We start from the raw sequence: 17,348 nt of genomic DNA on the forward strand, positions 1-17,348 counted from the left end.
TAAAAAAACCTCCACAAAAAGATTAAATCTGTACGGTTACCCTTGTGCCATCCCTGCTCTGAACTTCTACCAGTTTTAGCCCTTTGTATCTTTTCAATTGGTAAAAAGCTCTTGCTAATAACTTAAAGTCGACTTCTTTAAGGTCCGGACTCTCATTAATTTCTTTGGACATATGTTTGATTGCAATTCTTGGCCCAAATCTCAAAATAAAAGCAAGAAGAGAAATAGGAAATACAATTTTTACCTTCTTTCCATTGCTTGGACAAACCTCTATCTTCATCTTATCACCTCTTTGATTTTTAAAAACTATTCAATGACTATATAAACCCTTGAGTCTTGTGATTCAATGTTTACAATCTCGCCATCCAAGTCATTTTCAATTGCATAGAGAATTAAATTGATATCAATACCCTCAGGTACTCCGATACTACCAACAGATAAATTTTCAGTACCCTGAGATGTGGTGTTTTCATTTTTAGCATATTGATTTATCATCTTTTGAATGTATCCCGGACCCACAGCCTTTATCATGTTTTTAACAAAATCAAGTGGAATATTAACTCTTACAACATCCTTGTCAGGTGAATCAACTGAAATTTTGAGAATTTTGCTTTTTTTAGCAACAGAGCGTTCATTAGCTCTATTTTGTAAAATACTTATCATGTCCAGTGCCTTTTCAGAAGAAAGTTTACCCTCTTCCACCATTTTCAATATTCTCAACATTTCCTCTTTCATTTTTTAATTCTCCTCTCTTAAAATCTTTATAGCCTCATCAGGGGTTATTTCTCCTCTTTCTAACATCTCCAAAACATCCAGTGTATTGTGTGTTTTTGACTCATTTTCTTTTAGCCCCAGTGTCAAAAGAATACTCTCAAGTCTTGACCTTATTGTAGGATAAGAAATACCAAGTTCTCTTTCCATCTCTTTGAAGTTTCCTCTACTTTTTAAGAATACCTCAACAAAGTACAGCTGATCCTCTGATAACCTTAGGAATTTATTGAATTCAAAGTGATTTTCTATTGCTGTGCCACAAGTTGAGCACTGTAGTTTTACAATGTGCAAGTCCGAATTGCACACAGGACATTGATTTATAAGCTTTACTTTCATTCATATTCTCACCTTTTCTCGTTTTTTAATTAATATTTTATTCTAAACTTTAAAATATTGCAATACATATTTTAATAATTTTAAAGTTAACGCGATCATTTTATCAACATTATTAAAACAACACTTCAATAATATTAATTCAAAAAATAAAAAAGAGCCATCCTCAATAAAGTATGGATAGCCCTTTCTGTAAGGTCTAAAATCTTTGCAAAAGCTCTAAAAGTTTTCTGTCAAGCTTATGCCCATAAAAATCTTCATACTCCACATCTTCTCTCCCTGAATCGATTATTCCAAACGGTCCTCTCAAATTCCAAAGCGCAATGCCAATACCAAACTCTTTTAGGATATCCAGCACATCAGAAAACCACCTTATAACTACATCATGAGGTGTATACTTATACGCTCCACCTTCTCCGCAGATAACTCCAACCCCAAGTGAAATAAGCTTTGCCCACTTTTCGTAATGTTTTTTTAAATATTCCTTGTCAACAATCTCGCCATTTTCACGCACAAGTGGCCATGAAGGTTTTGTAAAATTTCTGCTGCCTTCAACCCATTCTGCTCCCCAGTGGCTTACTTCAAACGGGATATATGCTCTGCAGCTTTGCGCAACACCAAGATTTGCAAGCTCCACAACCGGTTCATTCCCATAATCAACACCGTCTACAATGATAAGTCTTTCTTTGTCAATCTCTCTTATCTTTTGAGTTGTATATGTCATCACACGTATAAAATCCTCTTTTGTCATTTCTTCTTCAGAAAATTGTCTCGGCTCATTTATAAGATTAAAACTGAGCATTTTTGATGATATACCTTTGTACCGTTTTGCAAATGTCTGCCAGTAAGATACAAAAAGCTCAAGAGGCTCTTCATCTTTCCAGAGATTGTATCCCTGTTTTGTCTTTTCATTTACACAGTAGCCCGGTGCACCGTGGATGTTGAGACATATATGGATTTCGTACTTTTCTCCCCACTCAATTACCCTGTCAATCATCTGCAAAATCTCTTCTTTGATATCTGAGCTGCCCTCAACAAACCAGTTCCTGTAGTTCATGGGAATTCGCGCAAAATTAAAACCCCATTCGCCCATCCATTTAAAATCATCTTCAAAAAAGCCTAAGATTCTGCCAGGGACAAAAAGTCCCAGAAGGTTAAAACCTTTGTACCTCGGTAGCTTGTTCAATTTTTTCAATCCCCCTTGATGAAAAATAAAAAAGGAAAGGGTAAAATCCCAAAACTCCCTTTCCTTTTTATTTTAAATATTTTCACACATGAACTTCCTCTAATTTCTTCACTCTATCTATCAAATCTTTTACCTCAGCAAGTTTTTCCAATATGAGCATTACAGAAGAAACCGCATCATAGTAGAAAAAGTAGTCAATACCCTCATCTAAAACTACTTTCATATAATCTCTTATTTCATTCCCAGTGTATTTTACAGGCACATCCAGAATTCTCTCCACATCGCTTATAAATGCTTTGAAAAACTCTGGCAAAATCAAGCATTTATTTTTGAACTTTTTCATCTCAAGCCATGCAAGTAGCATCTTGAGCTTTTCGCCGTAGAGTGTGCAGTCTCCCAGCATCATGATAAAGTGTTCTCCCTGCCTGTCAATCAGAAATCCTGCATCATATTCGCTCTGCACACACATGTTTTTAAGATTCTCTATACACTGTTTTGAACCACCACTAATCAAAGTAGTCTTTAAACCATATCGCTCAGAAATCTTGTCAAAAAGCGAAATTATAGATTTGTCTTCCGAAACTATGCAAACTTTTAGCCCTTTGAACTTGGAACTTTCGAACGTTTCCTCAAGCCTTGAAAAGTACATCTCAAGCGGTGATGAGACAAGTTCATTTACAAAATTAATGTTTGAAGAGGTTCTGAAATCGCATGTGACAAACAGGTTTTCAATCTTTCTTTCAAGCGATTTGTCAATGTTAATGCCGTTTTGGTCAAATATTTCAATCCTTATGCTATTTCCTCTTGAGCGCACATAAATGCCTGCATCGTAATAGTCCTTGACAATGTATCTGAAGATTGGAAGTATTATTCCTCTTGTCCTGTAAAGCCTAGCACCTGTTACTTGGCAGCCTGTCTCAATAGCTTTTCGAATAACACTGCTCTTTTCTGTATAGTCGTCGCCAATTAAAATCCTTGCGTTTTTGTCAAAGACAGAACCGATGGAATTCCCAAGTTTTATAGCAAACTGGGGTGTTATCTCCTGGTTAAAATCACCTGTAATTCCACGAACCCAAAACACGCTCTTTATAACCTCTGTTCCCCAGTAGATGTTTTCGTCTATCACTGTGCCAGACTCAATTGTTTTTTCTGGCCAGATTTTAGCCTCTGCCTTGACCTCAACAAAATCTTTCAAAAGGTTGTTTTCCCCAACCACTGCCCTTTCAGACACTCTTACATAGTCTTTTAAAATGGATTTGCTGCAGATGATACAGCTTTTCAGCTCACAGTTTTTACCTATGAAACTGCCGCTCCAAAGTATAGCCCTCTCAAGCTTGCTTCCCTTTGCAATCTTTACACCATCACCAATCACACAAAACTCGCCTATTTCAACATCGTCTTCTATTTCACAATCGCTTCCAATAAACACACTCTGGCTTATCTTTGCGTTTGGTGAAATGTTAGATTCCCTAGATATTATAGGACTTTTCAAATCAAGGTCAAGTATTCCACCCAACCTGAACACATCCCTGTGAGCTTTGATGTAGCTCCCTACATCACCAATGTCACACCAGTACCCATCCATTTTAAAGCCGAACATGGGTACTTTTTCTTTTAAAAGTTTTGGGAACAAATCCTTGCTAAAATCATAAGGGTTGCCATCTTCAATATAGTCAAGTATCTCTGGCTCAATTATATATATCCCTGTGTTTGCAAGGTTTGAAAAGACCTCGCTCCACGAAGGTTTTTCAAAAAACCTTTGAATCCTTCCTTCCTCGTCTGTAAGAACAATACCATACTCTATAGGTATTTCAACCTCTTTTAACACAATTGTGACCTTGCTGCCCTTTTGCTTATGAAACTCTATAGCTTTTGTAAGGTCTGCATTTGTAATTCCATCCCCGCTCAAAACAACAAAAGTCTCATCCAAAAACCCTTTTGCGTTCTTGACAGAACCTGCTGTGCCAAGAGGCCTGTCCTCAACAAAGTGCTGGATACGAACACCCCACTTTTGCCCATCCTCAAAATAGTTGATTATCTTGTCAGGATGATACTGAAGAGTTGTTGCAATCTCAAAAATGTCATGGGTTTTGAGAAGCTTTACCGCATACTCCATAACAGGTCTTCCGAAAAAAGGTATCATCGGCTTTGGAAGTGACACAGTCAAGGGCCTGAGCCTTGTCCCAGACCCGCCTGCCATTATAACGCCTTTCATAACTTTTTGAGACCTCCTCCTTTTACTTTAAAATTCTCCTCTAAAGTGCTGAAAACCACTCCATTCCTTTTGCCTCTGTGACAATCATTTCGTATACACTCTTTAGTCTTTTTACAATTTTGTCCCATGAATAAATCTCTTTTGCATCACTTTGTGCCTGTCTTGAGAGTCTTTGACGAAGAAGGTCATCTTTTAAGAGAAGTAAAATCATGTCGGCAAGTGAGTTTGGATTTGCGCAGTAAAAAGTAAGGCCATTGTGAAGGTGCTTTACAATCTCAGAAAACCCGCCAATGTCAGACACAACTGTGCTACATCCTGATGCCATCGCCTCTAAAGCAACTATCCCAAAAGGCTCGTAAAGGCTTGGGAACACAGTAATGTCAGCAATTTTAAAAAGTTTTTTTCTCTCTTCATCACTGACAAATCCTGTAAACAGCACTTTATGTGAAAGTCCTAAGAAGTGGGCTTTAGAGTAAAGCTCACCTGTCATCGGACCATTGCCTGCAATTATGAGCTTTACATCAGGAAAATTGTCAAGTACTTTTCTGAAGGCTTCAATCAATATGTGAATTCCCTTTTCGTATACATGTCTTCCAATGAAAAAGATTATCTTTTCACTGTCCAAAGCATACCTTCTTCTAAAATCCCAATCAAATGGCGTTGTCGCAAACTCTTCAAAGTCTATTCCGTTGGGAATGACAATACACTTGTCAGGTGTTAAACTAAATATCCTTTCACACTCATTTTTCATAAATTCAGAGTTGACAATTACCTTCCACGCCTCAAATGTGAGCCACCACTCAACATTGTGAATAAACCCTTGCATATCTGTGTGTATCCCGCCGTTTCGTCCGTGCTCTGTTGCGTGAATTGTCGCAACCAAAGGAATGCGAAGAGCATGTTTTACCATCCGCGCAGCAAAAGCTACAAGCCAGTCATGCGCATGGATTATGTCAAACTTACCTTCCTTTTGTGCAATATATATAGCTTTTTCAGCAAGTGCCATGTTCATAATCATGACCCAGTCAATAAAGTTTAAAGAGTTCAAAGGATAGACTGGACATCTTAAAATCTTGAGATTTCCATAGTCTTCTGTTCTTTCATAGTCTTCTGAAAGTGTGACAATATACACCTTATCGTCTTTGGAGAGCTTTTGTGAGATGCTTCTTACCACCCTTGAGATGCCACCAACAATCCTTGGCGGATATTCCCATGTAAGCTGCAGTATTCGCAACCATTCATCTCCTTTCTGACAGTTTGGCTTTTCGGGTTTATATAATTTATACCACTTTGTGCAAAGTTATAACAAAAATTTTGAGATTTGAATTAAAAAATTTGTCTAAATATTATACTTTCCAAGTTGAGATGAAAATATAGAGTAGAAGAATGCAGTGAGAAAAAGACAAAATAAAAAAGACCAGCTCTTGCTGAAAAATTTGCTTTCAGGCTGGTCTTTGTTTTAATTTAATTTAATTTCATTTTTTTCATTTAAGTACAGTACATACATTGCATGAGACCATGCCAAAGGGACAACCCATGCAGGCTTGCCAGTAAGCCTGTCAACCTGTTCTGGAAAAAGTCCGTTAGATAAACTGTGCGCCTTTGCCCATTCAAAGAGTTTTTCTGCCTTGTCAACTTGCCCCGTTTTTTTATAGTATATTGCAAGCCAGAGCGTTGTCAGTATCCATGGATTCCCACCAATGTATCTGTCATCAGAGTATCTCTTATAGCCGCCGACAATGGTATTTTGACACTCCCTTTCAATAGCCAAGACGGTAGCTTTGAAAGCCTTATCGCTGCTATCTATCATTTCAAACGGATAGTACACACCAAGCATTGAAATGTCAGCAACCTCATCTTGTTTTTTGAAATAATAGGTTATCTCATATTTTTCGTCCTTTTCTACATACCTGTTCTCTTCAGGAAGTTTTAAAAATTCCTCTCTTGGAATTCTGACATCTGTAGACCTTACATATCGTGAAAGTTTATGACTGTAAAATGCTGTAGTTATTTGATTTTTTATCGCTTTTAATTTTCTTTCAATTTCACTTTCAAGTTCAGGGAAATATTTTTTAGCTTTTCCCAGCGCTGCATATATGCTTGCGTTAGAATAAAGATGAATTCCTTCTCTTTCTTCCCAAAGGTCAAAGCTTCTAAAGACAACTCCCTTTTCGCTATCAACTGTAGCTATCAAAAACAGCAGTGCTTTTTTGAGCTGTTCTTTATGCAAATCAATCAAATGCAAGGAATTTTGTCTTTCGCAGTGGCTCAAAAATCCCCAAACAACAGAAGCTGTCTCATCAATCTGAACTCCCCAACTTGGTGCCAAAGTACCGTCTGTATAGTACCTCTGGTCCCAAAAACCTTCTTTTTCCTGACAAGAAAATTTAAATTCAAAAAACTTTTCAACCTCCCTTGAGAGCCCAAGCGCATCCATTGCAGCTGTTATAAACGCAGCGTCTCTTCCCCAAACAAAACCATAACCACCACAGTGGAAAAACTTCTCGTCAACCTCAGATGCAGCTAAAATTCCACCTGTTTTGGAATTTTGCAGAGTATAAAATATATAGGCACTTCTTTTCTGAAGTTCTATGTCTTTGGGGTCTTCTGTACAAACGAGCTTCACTTTTGAAAATTTCTTTTCCCAAAAGGTTTTGTTTTGACTGTAAACATCGTCATACCCCTTTTGCTTTAAATAAGAGAGCTTTCGATAGACCTCATCTTTTGAGTTCCCAAAAGCAAGAAAACACACAACTCTTCCCGCATTTTTGAGCTTTACAGCAATCTGAGGGTTTGTTGCCTCAAGCCAGCCTTCCAGTTGATTATCGTTTGCATCATCAATTCCGTTTTTAACTGTAAAGCTTTTTATCTTATTCTCAAAAGCAAGACCTATATATGTCCCTTTAAAATATGCATAGACTATTTCATTTTCCTTATCAACCTTTGCAGCATTAAAAAGGCTTGAGGAATTTATCATGGGTTCTAAAAAGACATAAAAGTCTTTAAAATTGACTTCCCAACTTCTAACCAGGCTATCTGTTTCGCAGTCAACAAAGTCAAGTTGAAAAATTGTTTTGTCTGCGACTTTATACTCAAAAAAATATGCAAAGTCGTCCACAAACCCGCTTTTTATCTTAAAACTTTCATCCTCGAAAAATACAAGCCCATCCAAAAAAACCGCTGCCAAAAAGAGTTTTATTTGCTGATAATAATCCACTGCAGGCCAATAAAACCTTTGCAATATGCCATTTGAATCAAGCTGCCCTAAGACCTTTGTATTCCCAATTATAGCTTCTACTACGTGCGGCTTTCTCAATATGATCCCTCTTTCTTATATTTAAATTTTTGCGCAAACATTTGCAGTAATCATATTATATCAAATATCTGACTTGTTGTGCATTCAGCAATTTTACTAATTTTATTTTTGCCTTTTTTCTGTTTTCAAAAACAAAACCCTCTCTGGCATTGAATTATTCTCATCACACAAATTTTGAAACTTGCCACATGCCAGAGAGGGTTACAAGAGTATTCTGTGTAGAAGTATTCAGTTTACCTTATCACCATCTCAATCAAATCACAAACCTTGATAACTTGAGCGCCGTTTAAGCGGATTTTGTATTCTTTTTCAGGTCTTGCAAAGATGAAGTTGTCTTCTACATCCTTATCAGCTTCAATTATAAGGCAAATTGCAGGAGTTTTGGGTTTTATTATAATATAGTCATCTTTTATTCTGTACTCAAACTGGCAGGGTTTTAGCTCAAGGTTTATTGGCTTTTCAAATACAAAGTAGTTTTCATATTCTATTTGGTCAACAAAAAGGCTTACAAAAACTATGCTCTCTAAAAGCCCTCTGTCCACCTTATCCCCAATTACAGCTGTCTCAACATGTTTGGGTATATACAACCACTCGCCCTTTAAAATATTCATGTTTTCTACTTTTTCAGAAAATGCCTCAAACACACCATTTTCAGGAATTTCCACAGTAAGGTTTTTCTCGTATAGCTTTTGCCCGTCAAAGTTCCAGATTGTAATATTGAGCTGACCTTGTTTTGGCTTTAACTCATCACTCACAACATATACTTTTAGCTTCCCATCCTCATACTCAACTACTGGTAAAAACTTTGCAAATATCCTTTTTGACTCATAGTAAAGTGCTTTTCTTCTTTTCAAATAGTCAATTGATGACCATGAGATGACAGGCCAGCAGTCATTAAGCTGCCAGTAAAGTGCCCCTGCTGTTCTGAATTTATTCTTCCTGTAATGCTCAACCGCAAGCTTTATAGCCTCTTTTTGAACAAACTGCGAAAGGTATATAAAAGAGTCAAAGTCTTTTGGAAGACCAATTGAACCTGCCATGTACCTTATAAGTCTCTCTAAACCCTCTTCCTGCTTTTCGTGCATTCTCAATGTCTTTGAAAAGATTGTCTGGTCTTTAAGAGGTATATATCTTTTCATTGTGTCAAGGTGTGCAGCTGCCTGAAAACCAAACTCAGAGACAAACCTTGCGTTGTCGTGCTTATAATAGATGTAGTCTTTCCAGCCAGCCCAGATATCCCATGTATGTTTGTCGCCAGCTTTTTCGCTGTTTGGATGCTCACCGCCATACGGGCTTGAGATATGATATGGTCTTGTTGGGTCAAGTTTTGCCAGAATTTCAGGAAGCACCTTTTTGTATATCCTGTTGCCCAAAAACTCTGGCTCGCCGATGTGCCACCAGTCTCTAAATCCCCAGTTGTTTTCGTTATTTCCGCACCACAGCACAATGCATGGATGGTTTCTGAGCCTCTTTATCTGGTACTCTGCCTCTTTTTTGAAATTTTCAACGAAAAAGTCAAACTCATCAGGATAAATTGCACATGCAAACATGAAATCCTGCCACACCATTATACCGTTTTTGTCACACTCATCGTAAAACCAGTCATACTCATAAATTCCGCCGCCCCAAACCCTTAACATATTCATGTTCGCATCTTTTGCCATTTTAATTAATTCTTTATAGTCTTCTTCTTTCAACCTTGGCAGGATTGAATCTGCGGGTATCCAGTTTGCCCCTTTTGCAAAAATCTTTTTGCCATTTATTTCAAAGATGAAACTTTCGCCATATTCATCCTTTTCCTTTATTACTCTTACAGTCCTGAGCCCTGTTGTGACCTTCTTTTCTTGAAATTCATTCGAACTCTTTGCGGTTATTTTAAACTCATACAAAGAAGGCTCCCCATACCCGTTTGGCCACCAAAGTTTTGGGTTTTCTATCTCAATCCTCTCGTCAATAAAATACCCATCTTTTGATTTATAAACCTCTGGTAAAACTTTCAAGGTAGAGCTACCATCAAATATCTCTATCTCAACTTCGGATGGTTTTTCAAAACAGTTTATCTTTGCAAATACTTTAACAATTGCAACCTCATCTGAAATACTTTCCACTTTTACAAACTCGTCTTGAATTTCAAGCCCATTGTGAAGCTCTAAATACACGCTCTTCCATATACCAATCTGCAAAATCCTTGGACCCCAGTCCCAGCCGTACGAATACTGCGACTTTCTTATCCAGCTTCTTTGTGGATAGCTGTAGCTTGACTGGTAAATGCTTTTGAGCCTTTCTGCCTCATTTATTGGTGACAAAAGCACCACCTTTAAAATGTTTTTCCCTTTTTTAAGTGCAAGGCTCACATCAAACTCATACTTCAAAAACATGTTGTCGGTCTTGCCCAAATAATGGTCATTTAAATAAATCTCAGATACTGTATCAATTCCTTTGAACACAAGCTTTTTGACCTGAAAATCGACATTATCAACATCAAACTCTTTTACATACTCAAAATCTTTCTCTTCTAAGTCATAAAATAAAACCTCGTTTGTAGCATAAAAAGGGTCGGGAAGCTTTCCAAGGTTAATCAAATCAAGCTGGACACATCCTGGCACGCTTGCCTCATAGTACTCATTTTGACCAACTTCTCTGAACTTCCATTTCCCGTCAAGATTTATTCTCACAGCTTTTCTCCTCCTGTTTTTTTGATAGTCTTTTCAGAATTTATTATAATATTCCTCACAGCAAGTTTTTCTTTCTTTATTTTTAGTCTTTATCTCATTTTTTAAGAAAAAATAAAAGGGTGAAAATATCCAAATCACCCTTTAACAGCGCCTGCAACAAGCCCCTGGATTACTTTTTTGTTGAATATTAGATACACCATAATCACAGGAAGTATTGCAATTGTGATTGCTGCCATAAGCTGGGTGTATTTTACTGTGTATTGAGATGTGAAATTTGTAAGACCAACAGGCAAAGTCTTCAAAGCATCGCTTTTTATCAAAACAAGGGCAAACGAAAACTCGTTCCATGAAGACAAACTGCTCAGAATCACGACTGTTGAAATAATCGGCTTGCAAATGGGAAGAATGATCCTAAAAAGGGTTGTAGTAAGTGTCGCCCCATCAATGTATGCAGCTTCTTCAATCTCGTGCGGAATATCTTTTATAAAGTTTTCCATCAAAAATATTGCCATTGGAAGTCCAAGCCCTACATATGGCAAAATCAACGTTATTCTTTTGTCCAAAAGTCCAAGCACTTTGAACTCAACAAACATCGGAACAAGCAGAGCATGGATTGGTATTAACATCCCTGCCAAAAACATTGTGTAAAGAAGATTTCTCCCTGTGAACCTGTATCTTGCAAAGAAGTACCCAACCACGAAGCTGAATAAAACAATCAATATGACAGAGACAACTGTTGTAAATAGGCTGTTGAAAAAGTATATGTGCATCTTTGCAGTTTTGATGGCATTTATATAATTTTCAAAGGTTGGATGGGCTGGCAGGGCAGCAATGTTTAGCACAAATTCTTTTTCAGTCTTCAGTGATGAATAAATAAGCCAGACAATCGGGAAAATACATGAAAGTGATAGCAGCATCACAAAAGCGTTTATAATCAAAGATCCTATTCTTGATAGTATCCTTTTGAGCGTCATTGTGTCCTTCCCCCCATAAGTTTTCGCGAAAGCAAAATTATTGCAAGGCTAAGTATTAGTATTCCAACAGAGATTGTAGAACCATAACCAAGCTTGAACATTATAAACGAATTATTGTAAGCATACTGTGCCATGACCATTGAACTTTTACCAGGACCACCGCCTGTCATGACATATATATGGTCAAACACCTTCATATTTCCTGCAATACAGAGCATCACAGAAACCTTCAAAGTGTCTGCCAAAAGAGGCAATATGATATAAATTGTTCTTTTAAACCCGTCTGCACCGTCTATCTCGGCTGCTTCAAATATTTCTTTCGGAATAGACTGAAGCGACGCCATCAAAATCACAAGATAAAACCCGATGTACTGCCATATAAGTGGCACAGAAACAGAGTAGATAACTATCTTTGGGTCGTCAAGCCACGGCTTTATCAAGCTTTCAAGACCAATTGCTCTTAAAACCCAGTTTAAAATTCCTATCTGCTGGTTATACATGAGTGTCCAGATAAAGCCTATTACAACTGCAGATAGAACAACAGGCAAAAATATTACTGTGCGGTGAAACTCTTTGAACTTTAAAACCCTTGTTGTCATAAGGGCAGCTAAGACAAATGCAATACCAATCTGCCCAACAATGCAAAGTAAGGTGATTATTACATTGTTTTTAAATGACAGCCAAAAATCTGTGTCTTTTATAAGTTCTGCATAGTTTGAAAGTCCAACAAATCTCATTCTTGGCCCGCCAGACCAGTCATAAAGACTGTACCTGAGCGCCAAAATGAGCGGCATGACAACAACAAATACATACCATAAAACCGGCAAAGCCAAATACCCAATGAAAACTCTTGATTTTGGTTTAAAAAGTCCTCTTTCCATAGAAGTATGCTCACCTCTGAAAAATTTTTCTAAATTTATGCTTTCTAACTAAAAGAGGAGGGTGAACTCTTCCCTCCCCTTTCTGTTTATTGGTGAAAATTTAAAAGTAAACCATCTTCCTTATTTTGAAGCCTCTCTTTCGTACTCCTGCTGAATCTTTTGAGCAAGCTTTTCGGGTGTAATTGTGCCTATTATCATGTCCTGAAGACCGCTGTTCATAACTTCAATCACACCAGGTGATAGCTGAACATCATAAACAGGAACATATTTTATATTCTTCGCAAGCTGTTGATATTTCTTCGCAAGAGTAGAAAGCTTACTCTCATCATAATTTGTAACCTTTGTTGCCGGAAAACCACCCTTTTCAAGCATTGGTCTTGAATATGCATCGCTTGAGAGTGCTTTTAAAAGTGCCAGCGCAGCATTTTTCTTGCTCCCATCAAGTTTTGCATTTATTTGAAACGCCCAGCCAGCACCGCCTGAAACTGTGTTTGGCAATCCTTTCCCACCTGGCACAGGCGGAATTATAGCAAGCTCTGTTGCATCCAAAACATCCTTTGGAGCTTCGTTTGTCACAAGCGAAATTGCCCAGCCGCCTTCAAAGAACATTGCAGCTTTTTTGTTGTAATAAAGAGTTCTTTGCTGGTTGTTGTCAAGCGAGTTGATATCGCTGTTAAACGCCTTCATCTTAACAAGCTCATCAATTGCCCTGAGTGCATTTACAAACTCTGGGTCGGTAAACTTTGCACCTTTTCTATCTCTTACAGACACAAACCAGTCTGTCCCTGTGAACCTGTCACCAAGAGTGCTCAGAATACACGATTCAACAAGCCATTTTCCTTTGTTTCCTGCAGTGATTGGAATATACCCTTTTGCTTTGAGCTTTTTGACAGCATCTTTAAACTCGTTCCAATCCTTTGGAAACTCATTTATTCCTGCTTCCTTGAAAATTTCTCTGTTGTAGAATATAAGGGACGTTGGCTGAACCTGGATTGGTATTCCCAGTATCTTGTCTCCTCTTTTGAAATCGTCAAACGCACCTTCAACAAAGCTATTTTTCCATGCCATGTCACTGTCAAGCGCATCATTTAAAGGCGCAATCTGACCGTTGTTGTAAAATGGGTCAACCATTGAACCCTTGATAACAAACACATCTGGAAGTTCCCCACCGGCAGCCAGTGTCTTTATCTTTGTCTCATAAGTATCATGTGACAGAGCTTCTTGTTTTATTGTCACATTCGGATGTGCTTTTTTGTACTCATTTAGTGCATTGTAAAAACCATCGCTTATTGCACTGCCGTCGTTTGTAAACATGTGAGTAAACGTTAAAGTAATTTTTTCTTCGATGTTTTTGTTCTGGCTGCTCTGCTGTGGCTGCTCAGCTGCCTTTTTCTTGCAGGCAGCAAGCGAAAGCACAAGTCCAAAAATTACTATAATGGCTAAAATTCTTTTAATAAGCCTTGAGCTTTTCACAGAATTTACCTCCTTCTTTTTCTTTATTTTTATTTTTACTTTTAATTATATAAATTTGATTATGCAATTTGTAGGTAACAATCTTATTAAAACTTCTATTATTTTAACACATTTGCTGTTTTATTATTCGTTTAAGATAGTCTCCAAACAAATATTCGAAAATCATAAATTTTTATCTTTTCGGAATCTTTTGCCCTTGTTATTTAAGCACCTTCTGTGCTATTTTAATCTTAAAGATTTTTATATTAGAAAGGAATCGGTAAAGTGAAAAAGATATCAAGTAGTCTCCAGTTTAAAATTATGGTATGTGCAATCTTTTTGATTATTCTTTCAAGCTTCCCGATTGGAATAGCTTCATATATAAAATCTGTCAAAATAGTGGAGAACAAATTTGCATTTTCACATCTTCACACTGTAAAACAGATTGCAAGCTCTCTTGAGCTTATTACAAACGATATAAAGGAAGCGTCGCTTTACTTTATTCAGAGCGGTGATTTGAGGCAGCTTTTGAAATCTGACCTTGAAACCGACCAACAGGAGCTTGAAAAGGCAAGGGTACATGTAAACGACTTTTTAACATACCTTGTAGGTGAAAAACCATATATTCATTCCATATACATAATGGGTAAAAATAATACTATATTTGACACATATGGAATCAAAGAGCAGACTTTAAATCTTTCTAATATCAACGTCCAGAGCTTTGAATGGTGTCCTAATGTCATAACAAGCAGGGCAGGAATATTAACGTATGTGATTTCTCTTGTTCGTCCTATAAGAGACATCAACAACTTCAAAAACCTGATTGGGTATTTAGAGATAAACATTGATGAAAAAAGCTTGTTTGACGAGGTAATAAGTCTTAGCTCAAATTTTTCTGAAAACTTTGTTATCTGTAACCAGAACTATTTTATCCTTAGCTCAACAGACAAGACTTTAATCGGAAAGAACCTTGCCAAGATGATTTCTACAAAACCCATGGAAAATTTTGAGCAAGGCTTTTTTTATACAAAACTGTCTGGCGAAACCTTTCTTGTTATATACTCTACCATAAAACCTCTTGGATGGAAGGTTGTAAGCTTTGTAGAAAAGGCAAGTCTTGTTGCTGAAAATAGAGCTATACAAAGTTATCTTTTTATTACTATCCTTCTTGCCCTTTTTGCTGCATCTATTTCTCTTGTTTTCTTCCAAAACAGTATCCTCTATCCGCTCAAACAGCTAAGAATTTTTATGAGACATATTGCAAACCAGAACTTTGATGTGTACATGCAGCCAAGGGGAAATGATGAGGTGTCAAAGCTAATTCAAGCATTCAACAGTATGTCTGCAAAACTCAATGAGCTTATGAACCAGGTTTACATTGCAACTATAAAGCAAAAAGAGGCAGAGTTAAAAGCCCTGCAAGAAAGAATCAACCCCCACTTTCTTTACAACACACTTGATACAATATACTGGACAGCCCGACTTGAAGGTGCAAAAAAAGCTTGCATCCTTGTTGAGGCACTCTCAAAACTTTTCAGGTCCATATTAGCAAACAAAAGTAACATCATAACTGTGAAAGAAGAGATAGAACATCTTAATAGTTACATCCTAATACAAAAGGTCAGGTACCAGGACTTGATAGAATTTTCGTTGAACGTTCAAAGTCAAGCTCTATGCTATAAAACAGTAAAGCTTGTTCTGCAGCCAATTGTGGAAAATGCAATCTATCATGGTATAGAAAAAAGTGGGAAGAAGGGAAAAATTAGTATTGAAGTGTTTACAAAAGATGAAAAACTATATTTTATCGTGTCCGACACAGGAGCTGGTGCTCCAAAAGAGGTGTTCGAAAGTGCCCTGAAGAATGACAATCCAAATGGTAAGATAGGACTTAAAAATGTCAATGACAGAATAAAACTTGCGTTTGGGAATGAATATGGCATGGAAATTGAAAGCACACCAGGGCTTGGAACAAAGGTGACGGTTATACAACCAGCTTTAAAAGAAGGTGATTTGAAATGATTAAAATGGTTGTTGCTGATGATGAAAGGGTAATCCGAAAAGGAATAATATCTTCAATTGACTGGACATCATACGGAATTGAAATAGTAGGAGAAGCATCAAATGGTCAGGAGGCAGCACAGCTTTGCTTTTCAAAACAGCCAGACATTGTCCTTTTGGACATTAGAATGCCCATTTTGGACGGACTTGAGGCTGCAAAGATTATAAAGCAGAGCCTGCCGAACATAAAGATTGTGTTTCTTACAGGCTATGACGATGTAGAATACTTAAAGACTGCCCTCAAACTTCGTGCATCTGATTATCTTCTAAAGCCTGTGAGCGCAGATGAGCTGATTAAGGTAGTTGTTGGGTTAAAAGAATCTATTATTGAGGAGCAGAAAAAGTCTTTCGAGACTTTGCTGTACAAAAACATCGTGGAAGAGAACATATATGTTTTAAGGTCTTCGTTTTTAAAAAGTCTGTTTGCAAACCCCGAAATAGTACTTGACCCTGTGAAAGAAAGGCTTTTGAAAATCTCATTAGAAGGTCCTTACTTTCAGGTAATTTTGGTTGTGGTTGAAGATATTTTTATGTTAATGGAGTCTTCTGTAAACAAGAACAAAGAGTTTGTGCTAAATCTACTTTCAAACCTAATTGAAGAGGATATCCAGGAAAAATACTGTGGATTTGTATTTTACGGCGACTTTGGCGATAATACCTTGATTTTGATAGTAAACTTGAGTGAACCAAAAGAGATAGATGAAAAGCTTCTAAATCAAATAAAATCTAATGCTAAGAAGTATCTTAACGTTAAGATCTCATTTTCAAAAGGAATTGTTGTCTCAAGCAAAAAGGAGCTGCATCTATCTTTAAAAAGTGCATCAGATAGTAAGTTTCTTCCATCTCAGCTGACTGAAGACGAGGTCGAACTTTTAAATGCTTTTATGGCTCTTGATAAGGAAAAGACAGCTTTGCTGGTGAATAAGATTTTTGAAAAATTGGAATATAAAGTTGATAAAAATTCTTTAGAAAACAGTTATAAGAAGCTTTCTGAGCTTATTTTGACAAAAGCAAAAGAAATATGCCCTGCTTTAAAAGATGAGTTTACCAAAAGCGCAGCCTTTTCTTTTAATAAGCGGGAAAGTGAAAATATGAAAAAGAACCTAATAGATTTTGCCTTCTTTTGTATTGACAAGATTCAGAACGTAAAAGAAAGCAGGCACAGGAAAATTATAAAAGATGCCATAAGTTACATTGAGAAAAACTATGCAACCCAAATTTTACTGTCTGATATTGCTGAGGTTTGCGGAATTTCGCCCAACTATTTTTGTAAAATATTTAAAGAAGAAACTGGTAAAAGTTTTGTGGACTTTTTAAATGAGCTGAGGATAAACAAAGCCAAACAGCTTCTGCTGTCAACAAACCTAAAATCTTATGAGGTTGCCGAAAAGGTTGGGTTTAGTGACTATAAATACTTTTCAATGATATTCAAAAAGTACACAGGCCTGTCTCCCAGGAAGTTCAAAGAGGAAGGACAAAAATAA

At 37.0% G+C, this 17,348-nt stretch carries 13 protein-coding genes; 2 read left to right on the forward strand and 11 right to left on the reverse strand.

The features are described 5' to 3' along the window. Nucleotides 1–22 precede the first annotated feature (22 nt). The 11 genes from OTK01_RS12010 to OTK01_RS12060 form a co-directional block, all read right to left on the reverse strand. Nucleotides 23–280 (reverse strand): hypothetical protein, encoded by a 258-nt coding sequence (locus OTK01_RS12010; protein ID WP_029227776.1) that lies wholly within the window; start codon nucleotides 278–280, stop codon nucleotides 23–25. Nucleotides 281–306: 26 nt separating this feature from the next. Then, nucleotides 307–735: an SHOCT-like domain-containing protein gene (locus OTK01_RS12015; protein ID WP_029227777.1), complete on the reverse strand. Its 429-nt coding sequence runs from the start codon at nucleotides 733–735 to the stop codon at nucleotides 307–309. 3 nt (nucleotides 736–738) lie between these two features. Next, nucleotides 739–1,107, reverse strand: a complete 369-nt coding sequence (locus tag OTK01_RS12020; protein WP_029227778.1) for a DUF2089 domain-containing protein — start codon at nucleotides 1,105–1,107, stop codon at nucleotides 739–741. A gap of 196 nt (nucleotides 1,108–1,303) precedes the next feature. After that, nucleotides 1,304–2,290, reverse strand: a complete 987-nt coding sequence (locus OTK01_RS12025) for a glycoside hydrolase family 5 protein (RefSeq protein WP_029227779.1) — start codon at nucleotides 2,288–2,290, stop codon at nucleotides 1,304–1,306. 82 nt (nucleotides 2,291–2,372) lie between these two features. Beyond that, nucleotides 2,373–4,505 (reverse strand): sugar phosphate nucleotidyltransferase, encoded by a 2,133-nt coding sequence (locus OTK01_RS12030; protein ID WP_029227780.1) that lies wholly within the window; start codon nucleotides 4,503–4,505, stop codon nucleotides 2,373–2,375. 40 nt (nucleotides 4,506–4,545) lie between these two features. After that, on the reverse strand, nucleotides 4,546–5,739 hold the full coding sequence (locus OTK01_RS12035; protein WP_029227781.1) for a glycosyltransferase family 4 protein: 1,194 nt from the start codon (nucleotides 5,737–5,739) through the stop codon (nucleotides 4,546–4,548). Nucleotides 5,740–5,964: 225 nt separating this feature from the next. Further along, the gene (locus tag OTK01_RS12040; RefSeq protein ID WP_029227782.1) at nucleotides 5,965–7,821 is read right to left on the reverse strand and encodes a glycoside hydrolase family 15 protein; all 1,857 of its coding nucleotides are present in this window, start codon (nucleotides 7,819–7,821) and stop codon (nucleotides 5,965–5,967) included. A 233-nt stretch (nucleotides 7,822–8,054) separates the two neighbouring features. Continuing rightward, the gene (locus OTK01_RS12045; RefSeq protein WP_029227783.1) at nucleotides 8,055–10,496 is read right to left on the reverse strand and encodes a beta-mannosidase; all 2,442 of its coding nucleotides are present in this window, start codon (nucleotides 10,494–10,496) and stop codon (nucleotides 8,055–8,057) included. A 134-nt stretch (nucleotides 10,497–10,630) separates the two neighbouring features. Further along, entirely contained in the window at nucleotides 10,631–11,470 is an 840-nt protein-coding gene (locus tag OTK01_RS12050) for a carbohydrate ABC transporter permease (RefSeq protein ID WP_029227784.1), read from the reverse strand. Beyond that, nucleotides 11,467–12,351, reverse strand: coding sequence for a carbohydrate ABC transporter permease (locus OTK01_RS12055; protein ID WP_029227785.1), 885 nt, complete (start codon nucleotides 12,349–12,351; stop codon nucleotides 11,467–11,469). Before OTK01_RS12055 ends, OTK01_RS12050 begins: the two co-directional genes overlap by 4 nt. A 120-nt stretch (nucleotides 12,352–12,471) precedes the next feature. Continuing rightward, nucleotides 12,472–13,824, reverse strand: coding sequence for an extracellular solute-binding protein (locus OTK01_RS12060; RefSeq protein ID WP_029227786.1), 1,353 nt, complete (start codon nucleotides 13,822–13,824; stop codon nucleotides 12,472–12,474). A gap of 264 nt (nucleotides 13,825–14,088) precedes the next feature. Between OTK01_RS12060 and OTK01_RS12065 the strand changes: the two genes are divergently transcribed. Beyond that, nucleotides 14,089–15,825, forward strand: a complete 1,737-nt coding sequence (locus OTK01_RS12065) for a sensor histidine kinase (protein WP_029227787.1) — start codon at nucleotides 14,089–14,091, stop codon at nucleotides 15,823–15,825. Further along, nucleotides 15,822–17,348 carry a response regulator transcription factor gene (locus OTK01_RS12070; RefSeq protein ID WP_029227788.1) on the forward strand — a complete coding sequence of 509 codons (1,527 nt, stop codon included), beginning with the start codon at nucleotides 15,822–15,824 and terminating at the stop codon, nucleotides 17,346–17,348. Before OTK01_RS12065 ends, OTK01_RS12070 begins: the two co-directional genes overlap by 4 nt.

Source organism: Caldicellulosiruptor acetigenus (assembly GCF_026914305.1).
In the GTDB taxonomy this organism is placed as follows: Bacteria; Bacillota; Thermoanaerobacteria; order Caldicellulosiruptorales; family Caldicellulosiruptoraceae; genus Caldicellulosiruptor; species Caldicellulosiruptor acetigenus.

Bases quoted from the DNA above. Each gene is read 5' to 3' on its own strand.
- OTK01_RS12055 (WP_029227785.1), bottom strand. From the start codon at position 12,351: ATGGAAAGAGGACTTTTTAAACCAAAATCAAGAGTTTTCATTGGGTAT.
- OTK01_RS12050 (WP_029227784.1), bottom strand. From the start codon at position 11,470: ATGACGCTCAAAAGGATACTATCAAGAATAGGATCTTTGATTATAAAC.
- OTK01_RS12030 (WP_029227780.1), bottom strand. From the start codon at position 4,505: ATGAAAGGCGTTATAATGGCAGGCGGGTCTGGGACAAGGCTCAGGCCC.
- OTK01_RS12020 (WP_029227778.1), bottom strand. From the start codon at position 1,107: ATGAAAGTAAAGCTTATAAATCAATGTCCTGTGTGCAATTCGGACTTG.
- OTK01_RS12010 (WP_029227776.1), bottom strand. From the start codon at position 280: ATGAAGATAGAGGTTTGTCCAAGCAATGGAAAGAAGGTAAAAATTGTA.
- OTK01_RS12070 (WP_029227788.1), top strand. From the start codon at position 15,822: ATGATTAAAATGGTTGTTGCTGATGATGAAAGGGTAATCCGAAAAGGA.
- OTK01_RS12015 (WP_029227777.1), bottom strand. From the start codon at position 735: ATGAAAGAGGAAATGTTGAGAATATTGAAAATGGTGGAAGAGGGTAAA.